General features: G+C 32.0%; 15 protein-coding genes. 10 read left to right on the top strand and 5 right to left on the bottom strand.

Features of this window, described 5'->3' with window-relative positions; translation table 11 throughout:
- Positions 1-51: 51 nt before the first annotated feature.
- A complete protein-coding gene (locus tag L3X37_RS09465; RefSeq protein ID WP_439654834.1) occupies positions 52-1,344 on the top strand; it encodes a dipeptidase in 1,293 nt (430 codons plus the stop codon).
- On the opposite strand, the gene L3X37_RS09460 is transcribed toward L3X37_RS09465, so the two are convergent.
- From L3X37_RS09460 to L3X37_RS09445, 4 genes are read right to left on the bottom strand one after another with little or no spacing between them, the layout of a single operon-like run.
- The gene (locus tag L3X37_RS09460) at positions 1,341-2,216 is read right to left on the bottom strand and encodes a sterol desaturase family protein (RefSeq protein ID WP_237239935.1); all 876 of its coding nucleotides are present in this window, start codon (positions 2,214-2,216) and stop codon (positions 1,341-1,343) included. The genes L3X37_RS09465 and L3X37_RS09460 overlap by 4 nt on opposite strands.
- 2 nt (positions 2,217-2,218) lie before the next feature.
- Entirely contained in the window at positions 2,219-2,686 is a 468-nt protein-coding gene (locus L3X37_RS09455; protein ID WP_237239934.1) for a monoheme cytochrome C, read from the bottom strand.
- Positions 2,686-3,906 carry a sulfite oxidase gene (locus tag L3X37_RS09450; RefSeq protein ID WP_237239933.1) on the bottom strand — a complete coding sequence of 407 codons (1,221 nt, stop codon included), beginning with the start codon at positions 3,904-3,906 and terminating at the stop codon, positions 2,686-2,688. Before L3X37_RS09450 ends, L3X37_RS09455 begins: the two co-directional genes overlap by 1 nt.
- A 9-nt stretch (positions 3,907-3,915) precedes the next feature.
- The gene (locus tag L3X37_RS09445) at positions 3,916-5,892 is read right to left on the bottom strand and encodes an alpha-ketoacid dehydrogenase subunit alpha/beta (protein WP_439654836.1); all 1,977 of its coding nucleotides are present in this window, start codon (positions 5,890-5,892) and stop codon (positions 3,916-3,918) included.
- Between the two features lie 162 nt (positions 5,893-6,054).
- On the opposite strand from L3X37_RS09445, the gene L3X37_RS09440 reads away from it, so the two are divergent.
- From L3X37_RS09440 to L3X37_RS09415, 6 genes are all read left to right on the top strand, one after another.
- On the top strand, positions 6,055-7,005 hold the full coding sequence (locus L3X37_RS09440) for an isopenicillin N synthase family dioxygenase (protein WP_237239931.1): 951 nt from the start codon (positions 6,055-6,057) through the stop codon (positions 7,003-7,005).
- Positions 7,006-7,097: 92 nt separating this feature from the next.
- Positions 7,098-7,433 (top strand): translation initiation factor, encoded by a 336-nt coding sequence (locus tag L3X37_RS09435; RefSeq protein WP_237239930.1) that lies wholly within the window; start codon positions 7,098-7,100, stop codon positions 7,431-7,433.
- Positions 7,434-7,436: 3 nt separating this feature from the next.
- Positions 7,437-8,378, top strand: a complete 942-nt coding sequence (locus L3X37_RS09430) for a DUF1835 domain-containing protein (protein ID WP_237239929.1) — start codon at positions 7,437-7,439, stop codon at positions 8,376-8,378.
- Positions 8,368-9,231 carry a nucleoside phosphorylase gene (locus tag L3X37_RS09425; protein WP_237239928.1) on the top strand — a complete coding sequence of 288 codons (864 nt, stop codon included), beginning with the start codon at positions 8,368-8,370 and terminating at the stop codon, positions 9,229-9,231. The genes L3X37_RS09430 and L3X37_RS09425 overlap by 11 nt, the downstream gene beginning before the upstream one ends.
- Before the next feature lie 16 nt (positions 9,232-9,247).
- Entirely contained in the window at positions 9,248-10,102 is an 855-nt protein-coding gene (locus tag L3X37_RS09420) for a substrate-binding domain-containing protein (protein ID WP_237239927.1), read from the top strand.
- 84 nt (positions 10,103-10,186) lie between these two features.
- Positions 10,187-11,236 carry a TlpA family protein disulfide reductase gene (locus L3X37_RS09415; protein WP_237239926.1) on the top strand — a complete coding sequence of 350 codons (1,050 nt, stop codon included), beginning with the start codon at positions 10,187-10,189 and terminating at the stop codon, positions 11,234-11,236.
- 19 nt (positions 11,237-11,255) lie between these two features.
- On the opposite strand, the gene L3X37_RS09410 is transcribed toward L3X37_RS09415, so the two are convergent.
- The gene (locus L3X37_RS09410) at positions 11,256-12,815 is read right to left on the bottom strand and encodes an NAD(P)H-hydrate dehydratase (protein ID WP_237239925.1); all 1,560 of its coding nucleotides are present in this window, start codon (positions 12,813-12,815) and stop codon (positions 11,256-11,258) included.
- 334 nt (positions 12,816-13,149) lie between these two features.
- On the opposite strand from L3X37_RS09410, the gene thrA reads away from it, so the two are divergent.
- Genes thrA through thrC form a run of 3 tightly spaced genes read left to right on the top strand, consistent with a single transcriptional unit; the run spans position 13,150 to position 17,822 of the window.
- Positions 13,150-15,594, top strand: coding sequence for a bifunctional aspartate kinase/homoserine dehydrogenase I (thrA, locus tag L3X37_RS09405; protein ID WP_237239924.1), 2,445 nt, complete (start codon positions 13,150-13,152; stop codon positions 15,592-15,594).
- A gap of 3 nt (positions 15,595-15,597) precedes the next feature.
- Entirely contained in the window at positions 15,598-16,521 is a 924-nt protein-coding gene (locus tag L3X37_RS09400; protein WP_237239923.1) for a homoserine kinase, read from the top strand.
- Between the two features lie 8 nt (positions 16,522-16,529).
- Entirely contained in the window at positions 16,530-17,822 is a 1,293-nt protein-coding gene (gene thrC, locus L3X37_RS09395) for a threonine synthase (RefSeq protein ID WP_237239922.1), read from the top strand.
- The last annotated feature ends 317 nt before the right edge of the window (positions 17,823-18,139 follow it).

Raw genomic sequence — 18,139 nt, 5'->3', positions numbered from 1 at the left:
AAAAGTGTTATAGTTTTTGTACTTTCACTTTTTATAACAGACAACTAAAAAATGAAAAAAAATAATTTATTATTCTGTACATTATTTATGCTTATGGCTTGCAAAAACAACACTGAAAAAACCACCGAAGTGCTATCCTTAAAAGATCGTGCAAAAGCAATTCACGAACGCGTTATTACTTTAGATACGCATTGCGATATTAATGTGAAGAATTTTACGGATTCTATAAACTATACTCAAAATTTATCATCTCAAGTCAATCTTCCAAAAATGAAAGCAGGTGGTTTAGATGTGGCTTGGTTTATTGTTTACACTGGGCAAGATACTTTAACTGATGAAGGCTATAAAAAGGCTTATGAAAATGCCATGTCTAAATTTAATGCCATCCATAAGTTGGTAAATGAATTGGCTCCAAATGATATTGAATTAGCTACAACTTCTGATGATGTTAGACGCATTAATAAATCTGGTAAAAAGGTAGCTATGATTGGGATTGAAAACGGATACCCTGTTGGATTAGATATTAAAAATGTTGAAAAATTTTATAATCTTGGTGCTCGATATATGTCGCTATCACATAATGGACATAGTCAATTGTGCGATAGTAATACAGGTGAAACTGATGATGTTTGGTTGCACAACGGCTTAAGCGATTTAGGTAAAGAAGTGATTAAGGAAATGAATCGTTTGGGTATGATGATTGACGTTTCGCATCCTTCAAAAGAATCCATGCGACAAATGATTAAATTAAGTAAAGCACCAATTATTGCGTCGCATTCTTCAGCGAGAGCTTTATGTAATCATAGTAGGAATTTAGATGATGAGCAACTAGAATGGATGAAACAAAACGGTGGTGTTGTTCAAACTGTTGCATTTAAATCTTATTTAAATACTGAAAAGGTAGAAAAACGTTCAGCAATTGAAACAAAATTGGCCCAAGAAATATTAGACTCGATGCAAGTACAATGGGTAGACCGTAAAGATTTGAGAAAAATTAGTCCTGAAGAACGAGAAGCATATTATGAATATTATGATTTGATGGTATCAATCCGAAAGCAAAAATTAGAAAAAACAGAAAACCTTCCACCAAATGTTGGCGTTACAGATTTTGTAGATCACATAGATTATTTAGTTAAAAAAATGGGCTTAAAACATGTTGGCATTAGTAGTGATTTTGATGGAGGTGGCGGAATTGAAGGTTGGAGTGATGCTTCTGAAACTTTTAATGTAACTCTAGAATTGGTAAAACGTGGTTATACTGAGGATGAAATAGAAATGCTTTGGAGTGGTAACTTATTGCGTGTTTTAGATGAAGTTGAAGCGGTTGCGAAAACGCTTAATTAATCCCCCTTTTTAAAGCCATAAAGCAATTGTCTAAAAAAGTTTTTAGGCATTTTAGAATCGTCTAAATAACCCAATTCAATTGTTCCGCTTTTTTCAGGGATATAGTTGGTTTTAAAAATGTAATCCCACATGCTTAAGCTAATACCAAAGTTAACCCCATATTTTTTGTCTTTTGGCAAACTAAACGCATGGTGGTATAAATGCATTACTGGGTTATTAAAAATGTACTTTAAAGGTCCGTATGTCAATTTTATATTCGCATGATTTAAGTGCCCAATACTTATAGCTATAAAGTGAATAATAAATGCTTGCTCAGGTTCAAAACCTCCTAAAAGCATCACAACCAAAACTTTTAAAGGTTTATAAAAAATATTTTCCATCCAGTGGTAGCGCAAATGTGCCGCAAAACCCATTTCTTTAACCGAATGGTGTACTTTATGAAATTTCCACAAAAAATTATACCGATGCAATAAAACATGCGTAAACCACTGCACAAAATCTTGAAATAAAAAGAAAATTAAAAGTTGACTCCACATAGGAAGTACTGTTATATCAATAATTGCCAAAGATTTTACCGTAATACCAATATCTAAAAAAAACAACTCTGAGCATTTATAAATACCACTAATAATAATGGCAAAAATGAAAAAGTTGAAAAACATGTAAATCGCATCAAGCCAAAAATCTTTTCTAAAAATGGACTGGTTTTTGCGCCACGGAAACACAATTTCTAATAACCAAACAACAAGCGAAATAACTATTAAGCCCCAAAAATAATTGTTTTGTAGAGGCACTTGAAAACTCATAGATTTCCAAACCCAATCTATTGTCCCTAAAAGTGTACTAATAAAAACCTCTAAATAATTACTCATACTTAATCTTCTAAATCATACCATTCAATTTGCTGTAATGCTTGTCTTCTCCCCTTTTTTTCTGGTGCGTAATTTTTAGCCAAATAATCTACTATAATGGCTTCATTATTACCTAAGTCCCAAAGGTTTTGTGTTTCTTGCATCCATCGTATAATACTCAACCAACCTTCCTTCGTAGCTCGGTTTTGAGTAACTAATTGTGCTGAATGGCAAGACGTACAATTTGCTATTACCAATTGCAAGCCTTCATCATCCTTAAAGCCAGTAGCAACATGTATATTGTTTTCAATGTTATCAAATTCTTCAGCATTTGTGTAAGTTTCTGTATTATCTTCTTCAGAAAACGATAAAAATGATGGGTTTAATATTTTATAAATTAATCCACTAGAGCCAATTGTTAAAGCTGCAAAGAGAACAAATAGATACTTATAAATGTGTTTAACTCGTTTTGTAAATAATTTATAATCCATTACTTAACTATTACAGCAATTCTATGGCAGGCGTTGTTTAAATATCCTTTAGGATTCCAACCAGGAACTAACATGGGTTGACTTACACCATTACTAGCTGTAGCTCGAGCCCAAACTTCGTAATACCCTTTTTTAGGAAAGTTTACAGAAGCCTTAAAGTGTTGCCACGCCAAACGATTAACTGGATTTTCTATATCACATGATTTCCATGTAGAACCAAAATCTATAGAATATTCCATAGCTTTTACAACTAATTCTCCTGCCCAAGCATGCCCTCTAATGTTTAATTGTTTTCCTTTTTTAATCATCGCACCAGTTTTAGGGTAAGTAATTAAAGATTTGACGGGCATACTTTCAATGATACACATGTCTTCATCTTTTACTGTTTCTCCAGGAGCAACTGGTTTACAAGGTACACGATATGCAGGTGCTTTCATTTTAGTGCCATCGTGTATTTTATTTCTAACGCTAATTCTATTTACCCATTTTCCTGATGCCGATGCAGGCCAACCACCTACAACCAAACGTAGTGGATAACCATGAGCCAAAGGAATATCTTCTCCATTCATTTCAAAAGCCAAAAGCGTTTCATCTTGTAATGCTTTATGCATAGGTACACCACGAGAAATAGGCTCTTTTTCTGGGTCGCCACTTAAATGCGTGTCTGCAGCATGATACCCTATATAAACGGCATTACTTTTAATACCAACATCTTCAAGAATATCTTTCAGCCTTATACCTGTCCATTCTGCACAAGATACAGCACCAGTTGTCCATTGATTTCCTTTAGCAGGTGGATTAAATTCACTTCTTCCATTTCCACCACATTCTAATGTTAATTGATACGTATTCTGTTTAAACTTTGCTTTTAAATCTGCTAGCGAATAGGATTTAGATTTTGTAACCGATTCACCATCAATAGTTAATACCCATTTTGATACATCAATATTTTTAGGAATAATACCATTATTTCTAATAAACATGTATTTATTAGGTGTAATTTTATCATCTAATAAATGTGCTTTGGCTTCAATATTCCAAGGTTTATTATTTAAAGAGGTCATTTCTTTATCTTTCCCAAACAATGTGTAAGGATCGGGTTCTTGAAAAGCAATGGGCACATAACCACTTGGAATTGCAGATGAAAAAACAATATCTGAAGCTAATATGGAAGCTGTTGTGCCTAAAACAGTATTCTTAATAAAATGACGTCTTTTCATTTTAGCAAATTAATAATCAAGCAATAATTTTAATTCTTTTTCAAATCTATGTTTTGGAAGGTATTGCTGTTCTAATTGACTGGCAAACGGAATAGGAGTTTCTAAACTAGCAACACGTTTTATCGGAGCGTCTAAATATTCAAAGCAATGCTCCATAAGTAATGCTGAAATATCGCTAGTAATACTTCCAAATAAAGAATCTTCAGCAAGTATAATGGCTTTTCCTGTCTTTTTTACCGAGGTATAGATTGTTTGAGTGTCTAAAGGTTGAAGAGTTCTCAAGTCAATTAAATCAGCATTTATAGATGGGTTATTATCTAAAGTTTCTAACGCCCAATGTACTGCAGCCCCATAAGCTATAATAGTTACATCATCCCCTTTTTTTATAGTTGAGGCTTTACCAAAAGGCAAGGTGTAATAATCTTCAGGGACATCTTGTCGGATGCTTCTATACAAACCTTTGTGCTCGAAGAATAGCACAGGGTTAGGATCGTTTATAGCTGTTGCCAATAAGCCTTTGGCATCATACGGAAATGCTGGATAAACCACTTTTAAGCCTGGTGTTTTAGTAAACCAAGCTTCGTTTGTTTGTGAGTGAAACGGACCAGCAGCAACTCCTCCGCCACAAGGCATTCTTAAAACTACATCTGCATTTTGGTTCCATCTGTAATACGATTTAGCCAAATAATTAACCACAGGATTAAATCCAGACGTTACAAAATCTGCAAATTGCATTTCTACAACGCTTTTAATCCCTGTTATAGAAAGTCCCATGGCAGTTTCTACAATAGCAGATTCGCAGATAGGTGTGTTTCTTACTCTTTCTTTTCCGAAAGCTTCAACAAAACCATCTGTGATTTTAAAAACGCCACCGTATTCGGCAATGTCTTGTCCCATTATCACTAAATCGTTATGCTTTTGCATACTTTGTTTTAATCCATCAGAAATAGCATCTATAAAACGAATTTCTTTACTTTCTGAAAAAACATTAACTTCTTCATATTCAAATTCTTGAAAAACATCATTTAACTCGTTAGTTTCATTTGGTTTAATAATATCTTCTTTATTGGCGATATCTAAATTCTCATTAATTTCTGCTAAAATAGTTTCTTTTATTTCAACTTCTTCAGCTTCATTTAGCAATCCTTCATTTTTTAAAAACGATTGAAAATTTATAACAGGATCTTTTTTAGCCCATCCATCCAAAAGGTCTTGCGGAACATATTTTGTGCCACTAGCTTCTTCATGTCCTCGCATTCTAAAGGTTTTAAACTCTATTAAAGCGGGTCTTGGTTTATTTCTTATACTTTCGGTTATTTTACTAACTTTTGTAAAAACGTCAACAATATTATTACCATCAATAATATGAGATTCCATACCATAACCTAAAGCTTTGTCTGCAATATTTTTACAATTATATTGCTCATTTGTAGGTGTAGATAAACCATAACCATTATTTTCTACACAAAACATAACAGGTAAACGCCACACCGAAGCCACATTTAAAGCTTCATGAAAATCGCCTTCGCTAGTACCTCCTTCTCCTGTAAAAACTGCTGTTACTTGACTTTTGTTTTTTAAAATACTTGCCAGTGCAATGCCGTCAGCAACCCCTAATTGTGGCCCCAAGTGAGAAATCATCCCAACAATTTTATATTCTTGCGTACCAAAGTGAAACGAGCGATCTCTACCTTTAGTAAAACCTGATGCTTTTCCTTGCCATTGACCAAATAATCTATTTAAAGGGATTTTACGAGTAGTAAAAACGCCAAGGTTTCTATGCATTGGCAGGATATATTCTTCTTTATGCATTGCCATTGTAACACCAACAGAAATAGCCTCTTGCCCAATGCCAGAAAACCACTTGCTAATCTTTCCTTGACGGAGCAGAATAAGCATTTTTTCTTCAATCATTCTTGGCTTGAGCATGTTTTTATAAAGTTCTAGTAATGCTGTAGCATCAAGGCTTTTAATATTATAATCCATATTAAACAAAGATGTGGAGTGACTCATAAAACTAGTGTGTCAAATTTTATCAAATATAGCATAAAATGAATATATCAACTGAAAAGTTACTTGTAAATTATGGCCTAAAAAATTTCTAATGTTTTTGTACATTTGTATTACTTTCAATTTTAAATTATTCTTATGAGTAGCATACCTAGTGTTAATTTAAATGACTTTATTTCCAATAATCCAACTAGAAAACAAAATTTTGTTAATGCTATTGGGAAGGCTTACGAAGAGATAGGTTTTGTTGCATTAAAAGGACATTTTCTAGATGATAAATTAGTAGGCGATTTATACACCGAAGTAAAAAAATTTTTTAATTTGCCAACAGAAACTAAACAAAAATATGAAATTCCAGGAATTGGTGGGCAACGTGGTTATGTATCGTTTGGAAAAGAAAGTGCTAAAGGTAAAAAAGAAGCTGATTTAAAAGAGTTTTGGCACTTTGGACAATATGTTGAAAACAACCCAAAATTGGAAGATGAATACCCCAAGAATGTAATCGTTAGCGAACTACCAAATTTTAATGCTGTTGGCAAAGAAGCATACAAAATGCTTGAAAAAACTGCAAAATATGTGCTGCGTGCTTTAGCATTACACCTTGGTTTAAATGAAACTTATTTTGATGCTTACATACATAACGGAAATTCTATTTTAAGGCCCATACATTATCCACCAATTACAAAAGAACCCAAAGAAGCAGTTCGTGCAGCAGCACACGGCGATATTAATTTAATAACACTTTTAATGGGAGCTCAAGGTCGTGGACTACAAGTACAAAGCCATAAAGGCGAATGGATTGATGCCATTGCTGAACCTGATGAACTTATGATAAATGTTGGCGATATGCTATCTAGACATACTAATAATAAATTAAAATCAACCATACACCGTGTTATAAATCCGCCAAAGAAACTTTGGGGAACATCGCGGTATTCTATTCCATTTTTTATGCATCCAATAAGCGAAATGAAATTAAATGCTTTAAAAGGTTGCATTAACGAAAAAAACCCAAAAGCTTTCGATGATATTACTGCTGGTGAATTTTTAAATGAGCGTTTAATTGAACTTGGACTAATAAAAAAATAAGAGAACAGTCAACAGTTGGCAGTAAGCAGTTGCTTATTTTTGCGTGTTTTTTAACTGCTTACTGAAAACTCTAAAGACTGCATACTGAAAACATGGATTTACAAGATCAATTAAAAAATTTATTTCCAGACCATATTTCTGAAGAATTGGAAAATGAATTAAACTCTAAAGAAATAGATAATTTGTGGATTCAAGAAGAACCTATAATTTGTAAATATGAAAAACGCAAAGGAAAACCAATTACTATTTTAGAAGGATACACTGGTGCAAATAAAGATTTTAAAACGCTTGCAAAAGACATAAAAAAAACACTTAGCGTTGGCGGAAGTTTTAAAGACGATAAAATTATTATTCAAGGAGATTACCGAGATAAGATTATGATAATATTAAGAGATAAAGGATTTAAAGTAAAACGTGTTGGTGGATAACTTATGGCTAAGAAAACATTACATATTACCAATGGAGATAGTTTAACAGATTATTTAAATGAACTAGATATTACTGGAGAAAAACTTACGTGGCAAGAAATGCTTTGCGAAGGATCAACACAATCTGTTGTTGGTAGCGATGCCTTTTTAAACCTAAGGACAACATTTTTAAAAGATTTTTATGATATTGAATTAGATATTGACGAGTTAAAAAAAGAGTTAAATAAGTTAAATAACCCTGAAAAATACTCTGAAATTGTTCTTTGGTTTGAGTATGATTTATTTTGCCATATAAACATGATGGCTGTTATTAGCATGATACAACAACAAAAAATAGAACTCCCTATTTATTTGGTTTGCAGTGGTAGAATTCCGGGTGAAAAAAACTTAAAAGGTTTATCTGAACTTACCACAGAACAACTTCTAAATCATTATAAAAATAAGGTAAAACTAAAGCCAGACGATATTCAACTAGTTGTAACACTTTGGGGTATATATTGTGGTAAAGACCACAATTTGTTTAAGCCTTACATTATTAAAAGCTCAACATTTAAGTATTTAAGTAATTGCTTAAAAGCACATTTAGAGCGATTTCCAGATCATAAAAGTGGTTTAAATATTTTAGAGCGAAATATTTTAGAAATCATTAAGGATAATACTATTAAATCGAAAAATCATCTATTAGGCTATGCTATTAATTACCAAGGCTATTATGGTTACGGAGATCTGCAATTAAGTAGAATTATTGAAGAGCTAAATATCTTTTTTAATGAAAAAGCTGAAGGCATAACACTTAATCGTAAAGGACACGAAGCACTTTTAGGAACACATAATTTTTCAAGCGAATTACATAATAATATGGTTTTTGGTGGTGTAAATAAATTCAATTTTCAATTTAATAGCGCAGAAAACAAGCTTGTAAAAACCATTTCAAATGCGTATTAAAAACTCCGAACTCATTTTAAATCCTGATGGTAGTATTTATCATCTTAATTTAAAACCTGAAAACATTTCAAACACAATTATATGCGTTGGCGACCAAGACCGTGTTGAAAAAGTAACCAAGCATTTTGATACTATTGTGTTTAAAACTCAAAAACGTGAGTTTAAAACACAAACAGGAACTTATAAAGGTAAATGCATAACAGTTATTTCTACAGGTATTGGTCCAGATAATATTGATATTGTGTTAAATGAATTAGACGCTTTAGTTAATATTGATTTAAAAACAAGAAAGCCAAAAGAAACACTTACAAGTTTAGATATTGTTAGAATAGGAACATCGGGTTCGTTGCAAAGTAACATTCCTGTAGATTCATTTGTATTAAGTACACATGGTTTAGATCTTAATGGCATGCTTCACTCCTACCAAATTCAATCTATTAGCGATTCAAAACTAGAAGACGCCTTTATACAACAAACTAATTGGTCGCCATTAAAAGCACGCCCCATTGTTGTAAAAAACAGTAAAACATTAGAAAAACGTTTTAAAAGTAAGCAAACTTGCTCTGGTTTAACAGCTACAGCCGGTGGGTTTTATGGTCCGCAAGGACGCGTTTTGCGTTTACCCTTACAAGATGAAAACTTAAACACCAAAATAGATGCTTTTAATTTTAATGGAGTATGCATTACTAATTTTGAGATGGAGACATCAGCTATTTATGGATTATCTAAATTATTAGGGCATGATGCTCTTTCATTAAATGCTATAATTGCCAATAGAGCTAGTGGGACGTTTAGTGAAAATCCAAAAAAAATAATAGAAGACCTAATTGATTACACTTTAGAAAGAATATAGAAAAAGATTAGCATTGATGAAACAAATAAACATTGGAGGTGTACCCGAACATTTTAATTTATCGTGGTACCTAACTTTAAAAGATGGTGAATACAAAAAAGAAAATATTAACCTGCGTTGGCATGATTATTATGGTGGTACAGGCGCTATGTGCAAAGCACTAAGAGCAAAAGAAATTGATATTGCAGTTATTCTTACCGAAGGGATTGTAAAAGATATTATAGACGGAAACCCAAGTAAAATTGTACAAACTTTTGTTCAAACACCATTAATTTGGGGTGTTCATGTAGCTTACAATTCATCATATAAAACCATTAAAGATTTACAATGCAAAAAAGCTGCAATTAGCAGATACGGCTCTGGATCTCATTTAATGGCATACATAAATGCACAAAACAATAATTGGGATTTAGATAAAGATTTAAATTTTGAAGTGATAAAAAATCTAGACGGAGCTGTTGAAGGCTTAACAAACCAAAAAGCTGATTATTTTTTATGGGAAAAATTTACCACCAAGCCTTTGGTTGATAATAATACTTTTAGGCGTATTGGTAATTGCCCTTCGCCGTGGCCTTGTTTTGTTATTGCTGTAAGAGAAGATTTTATAAAATCAAATAAAGAAGATATTAAAACCATTTTAAAAATCATCAATAGCACAACAAAAGAATTTAAAAACATACCAAGCATAGATAAAACCATAGCAAATCGTTACGAGCAAAAACTTGAAGATGTACAAGAATGGCTAAGTTTAACAGAGTGGTCTCAAGAACTTATAAGCAAAAAAACTCTTAACAATGTTCAAAAAGAATTGTTTGCATTAAATATTATTCCAGAAATTGTTGATTATAAAAAGTTAACTCATAAGTTATAAACCCTTTAAACCTCTTAAATAAATGTTAATGCTGAAACTATAGTATATGTAAAGGCTATTTTTGCATTAACAAAAATTATAAAAATGAAAAAACTATTTATTTTATGCTGTGTATTTGTTATGGCAATAGCTTGTAAAGAAGAACCTAAAGACTATGTAACGTTATCAGGGATAATAACAGATAAAAACAGCGACTCTTTAGTTGTAAAAAACAGAACTTATTCAAAAGCTATACAAGTAAGTGAAGATGGCTCTTTTAAAGACACATTAAAAGTAGAAACAGGCCTATATCTCCTTTATGATGGAAATGAATCAACACTTGTTTTCTTAAAAAACGGATTCGATTTAAAAGTTACAATTGACACCAAAGCATTTGGTGAATCTGTAAAATATACTGGTACAGGTTCTGAACACAGTAATTTTTTAGCTGAAAAAGCTTTATTACAAGAAAAATTATTAAATGTGGATGTATTATCTAAACTAAACATGGCTGGTTTAGAAGCTGAAATAGACGACATAAAAGACGAATTAACCAAGTTTTATAATTCTAATCCTCAAATTGATTCTTCAATAATTAACAAAGGAAAAAATGAGATTGACCCTATGTTGAATTTTTACAAAAGGTACTTAAGCAAATCCATTGCTTTAAAAGAAGAATTACCAAAAGGATCGCCTTCACCTATATTTAAAAACTATGAAAACATTGATGGCACAACAACTTCGCTTTCAGATTTAAAAGGAAAATATGTATATATTGATGTTTGGGCTACTTGGTGTGGTCCATGTATAGCTGAAATCCCCTATTTAAAAGCTTTAGAAAAAGAATATCATAACAAAAACATTCAGTTTGTTAGTCTTTCTATTGATGACGGTAGAGGTTATAAAGCAGGTACCAAAGAAGAATCATTTGCCAGAGCGAAAGAAGGTTGGAAAAAAATGATTGCAGAAAAAGAGTTAGGAGGTATTCAAATATTAGCACCAAATGGCTGGCAATCTCAATTTGTACAAGACTACAAGATTAAAGGCATTCCAAGATTTTTATTAATAGACCCAAACGGCAATATAGTAACTCCAGATGCACCGAGACCATCTAGCGCGTCTATAAAAGAACTATTTGTGGAATTAAGTATTTAATTCACATAATTTATTACAATTATTGATTTGAGTTATCTTCCTCATCATGTTCTTGTGGCGGTTGCTCAGGCTGCTTAAACAAATCTATAAAAGCTTCACCTAAATAATCGATAACATGACTTGAAATTAAGCTTTGATAACCAAAATATTCAACAGCAATATCGGCAGATTTGCCATGTAAATACACACCGAAAATAGTAGCAGCTAATGGATTATAACCTTGAGAAATTAATCCGGTAATAATTCCCGTTAAAACATCTCCACTACCAGCAGTTGCTAAACCCGGGTTTCCTGTAGTATTTACATATAATTTGTCTTGAAAAACAGTTATAGTATTTGCTCCTTTTATAACCACTATAGCATTGTGTTTTTTGGAAAAAGCCTTTACTTTTTTAAGTTTATCAAAATCGTCTTTCCACTTACCAATTAAACGCTCTAATTCTTTAGGATGTGGTGTTAAAACAGTTGATTCTGGTAATAATTTTAATAAGGCTTTCTTTTTAGATAATATATTAATTCCATCAGCGTCTATAACTAATGGAATGTTGTTATTTTTTAAAAATGCTTCAAAGGCATTTACAGTTTTAGTATTTGTACCAACGCCAACACCAAAACCAATAACAGTTGGTGCTATTTTGAAATCGATTTTAGAAATCAGATCTTCATTTACATCTGTAATAACCATAGCCTCTGGAAAAGAAGCTTGCAATGCATGATAACCACATTTGGGAATAAATGCACTTACTAATCCGGCACCAGCCGATAAAGCAGCTCTGCTAGCTAAAGTAACAGCTCCAATTTTACCATAGCTTCCTCCAATTATAAGCGTATGTCCAAACTGTCCTTTATGTGAAAATTTTTCTCTCGGAATATATATCGGCAGTACTTCGTGCTTGCCGATTAAATCCACTTCAGTTTCTGTGGTATATAAAAATTCTTGATCTAAACCTATATCCAATACTTCCCATTGTACCGTATATTTTGCTGTTTCTGGTAAAAAGAATACCAATTTTGGAGATGCAAAACTTAATGTAAATCCTGCCCATACCACAGCATCTGAATCAGTAGGAATTTTATCTGTGCTTAAACCAGAAGGAATATCGACAGAAAGTGTAAAAGCCTTAGTGATTCTAAAATGTACAAATAAAGCTTTAACCCATGTATCTACAGGTCGATTTAAGCCAATTCCAAAAACAGCGTCAACTATAATATCGTCTTGATGTATTTCAGGAAAATCTTCAGTACAACTCAATAATATTGGCCATTTTTTAGTAACATTTTTTATTCTATCGTAATTCACTAAAAAGTCCTTTGAGCGTTTATCACTACAATTAACAATATAAGTTTTAACATCATAACCATGCGTTACCAAATGTCGTGCAATAACCAAACCATCACCTCCATTATTGCCAATACCACAAAAAACGTGTACGGGCACTTGGGCTCCTTGCATACGCATATGCATCCAATTAAAAATTTGATTTCCTGCACGCTCCATGAGTTCTGTAGAGGAAATATTTTGGCGTTCGGCAGTTAGCTTATCACCTTCATATATTTGTTCTTTTGAAAATATTTTCATTTACTAATTATCATTTTTTCAATTCTTAATATGTTTTATCGTTATTCTTTTGGAAAAAGAAAGGCTTCGTAAGAATACTGCAAAAAAACACAATTTGTTTTTTTATTGAGTTAAAAATAATACTTTTGACTTGTATTATTTATGAATATAATGATTCTTTTAAGTCAAAATAGCTTTAACTCACTTTCTTTTTCTACAAAAGTAACTACTACTATTTTTGTTACAACTACAATTACCCTTTGGGGTTGTTAATTATATTCTCTTCGGTTTATCTTTGTAATTTTTATAATTACATTTTTTTAAATAATTTATTAAAAGTACTAATTCATTAAAAATGAAGGTTTTAAAATTTGGAGGAACATCTGTAGGTTCTTCAAAAAACATAAATAGTGTTATACATATTTTAGATAATTATTCAAAAGAAGACACCGTAATATGTGTTGTTTCGGCTGTTGGGGGTATTACAGATAAATTATTACTTGCTGGTACCCAAGCACAAAATAAAGACACTAATTTTTTAAACACATTTAATACTATAAAAGAGATTCATTTAGACATTATAAATGAACTAAACCCTAACAAGAGCAAAGATATTTTAGTTGATGTTAATGAGCAATTAAAAACACTTAAAAGCTTGTTAGATGGTATTTATTTGATTAATGAGCTGTCTCCAAAAACATCAGACAAATTAGTAAGTTTTGGCGAATCTTTATCTTCGTTTATTATTGCTAAAACCATGAAAAATAGAGGTTTATCAGCTAGACAAAAAAACTCACAACACTTAATAATTACTAACTCAAATTTTACTAAGGCAGAAGTAGATTTCAATATAACAAACTCTAATATTAAGGGTTATTTTAAATCAGCTAGCCAGCAAATTACTATACTTCCTGGTTTTGTAGCAAATTCTAATTTAGGAGAACAAACAACCCTTGGTCGTGGAGGATCTGATTTTACTGCAGCAATCGTAGCTGCGGCTTTAAATGTAAAACAATTAGAAATCTGGACAGATGTTAGCGGCATGTTTACAACCAACCCTAAACTAGTTAGGCAAGCCTACCCTATTGAAAAAATTTCGTATCAGGAAGCTATGGAGCTATCACATTTTGGGGCAAAAGTTTTGTATCCTCCAACAGTACAACCTGTATTAGATTTAAATATTCCAATTCATATTAAAAATACGTTACAGCCAGAAGCTGTTGGAACCGTAATTTCTAATAATGCGTCTAACGCAACACGTCCGGTAAAGGGTATTAGCAATATAAGCAATGTTGCGTTGCTTACACTTCAAGGTAGTGGTATGGTTGGTATTCCTGGTTTTTCTAAACGTTTATTTGAAACCTTATCGCAAGAAAAAATAAACATCATTTTAATTACACAAGCATCATCAGAACATTCTATTTGTTTAGGAATTGATGAAAGCGATAGTCATGCTGCTAAAATTGCCATTGATAGTGCTTTTGAAAATGAAATTGCACTTAAAAAGATAGACCCTATTATTGTTGAAACGGGATTATCTATTATTGCTCTTGTTGGTGATAACATGAAAAATCACCAAGGCATAAGCGGAAAAATGTTTAGTAGTTTGGGTAAAAACAATATTAATATTCGAGCTATTGCTCAAGGTGCTTCAGAAAAAAATATTTCAGCAGTAATAGCAAGTAACGATGTAAAAAAGGCTTTAAATACATTACACGAACAGTTTTTTGAAACACAAACAAAACAACTCAATGTATTTATTACAGGTGTTGGCAATGTTGGCGAACGTTTAGTCGAACAAATTAAGCAACAAAAAAATTACCTAAAAGAAAATCTTAAAATTAATTTAAGAATCATTGGTTTGTCTAATTCAAAAACCATGATTTTTAATGACCAAGGGATTGATTTAAAAACTTGGAAAGAAAAACTAGCAGAAGGAGAAAAAGCATCATTACATGGCTTTTTTGAAAAAATTAAAGCACTAAACTTACGCAATAGCATTTTTGTTGACGTTACAGCAAATAAAGACGTTGCCAATTTATATGAAAACTATTTAAGACAAAGTATTGGTGTTGTAGCATGTAATAAAATAGCATGCTCAAATCATTATCAAAATTATAGTTTATTAAAGCGATTATCGCTTAAATATAATGCTCCTTTCTTGTTTGAAACTAATGTTGGCGCAGGTTTACCAATTATCGACACCTTAAATAATTTAATTGCTTCTGGCGATAAAATAACTTCAATTCAAGCGGTATTATCTGGTAGTTTAAATTTCGTTTTTAATAATTTTAATGAGACTACTAAGTTTCATGATGTAGTTAAACAAGCTCAAGCAGAAGGTTATACTGAGCCAGATCCAAGAATTGATTTAAGTGGTGTAGATGTAGCTAGAAAAATATTAATTTTAGCTCGTGAAAGTGGAGTGAAAATCAATTTAGAAGATATTGAAAATAAACCATTTTTATCTGAAGCTGGATTAAAAAGTAATACTGTTGATGACTTCTATAAAACACTTATAGAAGATGAAGCACATTATCAGGGTTTATTCGCATCAGCGAAAACAAATAATTGCCAATTAAAATATGTCGCAGAATTTGATTCAGGAAAAGCGAGTGTTGGCTTACAAGAAATACCTGTAGCACACCCCTTTTATAATTTAAAAGGTAGCGACAATATCGTTATGTTTTATACAGAACGTTACCCAGAACAACCTATGATTATTAAAGGAGCTGGTGCTGGTGCCGACGTTACTGCATCTGGTTTGTTTGCAGATATAATAAGAATAGGAAACAACTAAGCAATGAACCAAATAAAGATATTTTCTCCTGCAACTGTTGCCAATGTAGCCTGTGGTTTTGATGTTTTAGGCTTTTGCTTAAATGAAATCGGTGATGAGATGTGCATTAAAAAAACCTATAAAAAAGGCATTTTTATAGTTAAAATTGAAGGTTTTGATTTACCTATTGAAGCAGAATTAAATGTAGCTGGGGTTTCTGCTTTGGCTATGTACAAAACTTTAGACTTAGATTATGGTTTTGAAATTGAAATATATAAAAACATTAAACCGGGTAGTGGCATTGGAAGTAGTGCTGCTAGTGCTGTAGGTAGTGTTTTTGGAATAAATGAGCTTTTGGACAGACCTTTTAATAAAACACAACTTGTAGAGTTTGCAATTAAAGGCGAAGCTTTAGCCAGTAAATGTGAGCATGCCGATAATTTAGCACCAGCTATTTTTGGTGGCTTTACTCTAGTTAAAAGCATGTCGCCACTTGAGATATTACAAATTCCAGTACCCAAAAATTTATATGCTACCATTATTCATCCGCAAATCGAAATAAAAACGGCTGAGGCTAGAGCTATTCTTCCAAACCAAGTTAATCTTCAAGATGCCATAGAGCAATGGAGCAATTTTGGAAGTTTAATACATGGTTTGCACACCAGCGATTATCAATTAATTAAAAGATCTTTACACGATTCAATTGTTGAACCTCACAGAAGTAAGCTCATTCCTAATTATAATGATGTTAAAACGGCAGCCATAAAAGCTGGTGCTTTAGGAACAGGTATTTCTGGGTCTGGGCCTTCAATATTTTCTTTATGTGAAGGATTAGAAAGTGCTAACAATGTAAAAGATGCAATTAAAAATATCTACTCTAAAACAGGAATTAAATTTGATATTTATGTATCTAAAATAAATACTGAAGGAATCAAAATTTTGAACTAATCTTAATAATGAATTATTACTCACTTAATAAAGTAGCACCAAACACATCTTTTAAAGATGCTGTTATAAAAGGATTAGCACCAGATAAAGGCTTGTATTTTCCAGAAAAAATTAAGCCTTTACCAAAATCATTTTTTAATGATATTGATAAATTATCACATACAGAGATTGCTTTTGAAACAATTAAACAGTTTGTAAGCCCTGAAATTCCAGAAGATGTTTTAAAAAATATTGTTAACGATACATTGTCTTTTAATTTTCCTGTTGTAAAATTAAATAAAAACATTTCTACATTGGAGTTATTTCACGGACCAACAATGGCTTTTAAAGATGTTGGTGCACGTTTTATGGCTCGCTGTTTGGGGTATTTTAATCAAAATAATGATAAAGAGGTAACTGTGTTAGTAGCTACTTCTGGAGATACTGGTGGTGCTGTAGCTAATGGTTTTTTAGGTGTAAAGGGTGTGAATGTAGTGATACTCTACCCTAGCGGAAAAGTGAGTGACATTCAAGAAAAGCAATTAACAACACTCGGACAAAACATTACTGCTTTAGAAGTTAATGGTACATTTGATGATTGTCAAGCCATGGTTAAAACGGCTTTTTTAGATGAGGAACTAACAAACCAAATGCAATTAACATCAGCAAATTCTATAAATGTAGCACGCTGGCTGCCTCAGTTATTCTACTTTATGTTTGCCTACAAACAGTTGTATAAACAATACAACAATATTGTATTCTCAGTTCCTAGTGGCAACTTCGGTAATATTTGCGCAGGCATGATGGCACAACAATTAGGCTTGCCAATAAAACATTTTGTAGCTTCAAATAATGCCAATAATGTGGTAACGCGTTATCTCATATCGCAGTTATACGAGCCAAAACAATCTGTTCAAACTATCAGTAATGCTATGGATGTTGGTGCGCCAAGTAATTTTATTCGTATTGAAGAAATCTATAAAAACAATTTTGAAACACTAAAAGAAAATTTATCTTCATATAGTTTTTCTGATGATGAAACCAAAAAAGCCATGCTTGAAATTTACAATAGTTATAGTTATGTTGCAGATCCGCACGGTGCTGTCGGCTATTTAGGCTGTAAAACCTATTTAAAAGACAACCCAAATGCGCATTGTGTGTTTTTAGAAACTGCTCATCCAACTAAGTTTTTAGATGTGGTTGAGGAAGTTATAAAAAAAGAACAGCCATTACCTAAGCAAATTCAATCTGTTATGGGTAAAGAAAAAAAATCTATAGTAATTTCAAGTTACGACGAATTAAAGGAATTCTTATTGAAATAATTTCAAAATCTATTGTGTTTTATTAGCCTTGTTAAATAACTATTTTTTTTAACGCAGTAGGCTTTCAATATGCGAAAAAACCTATGTGTTTCAATCCCTAGTAGTATAAGCAATCCGTACAATTTTTTAAGCATAATAATAAATTAGCCACATTTGATTAAAACTCCATTTTGAGAGAAAAAAAATCAAATAGAAAAATGAACTACCCCGCAGCAAGCTGACGAGGTATCAGAATTACTCAAATAACCTTAACTGGCTTGAGTGAATCTGTTTATACTCTTTTTGTTTTCCTTGGTTTTTCAAATATGCAATTATAA

The sequence above is a fragment of the Wocania arenilitoris genome, from assembly GCF_021728535.1.
Taxonomy (GTDB): Bacteria; Bacteroidota; Bacteroidia; order Flavobacteriales; family Flavobacteriaceae; genus Wocania_A; species Wocania_A arenilitoris.
The sequence above is the reverse complement of the archived record's forward strand: the minus strand, read 5'-3'. Positions and strand labels throughout refer to the sequence as shown.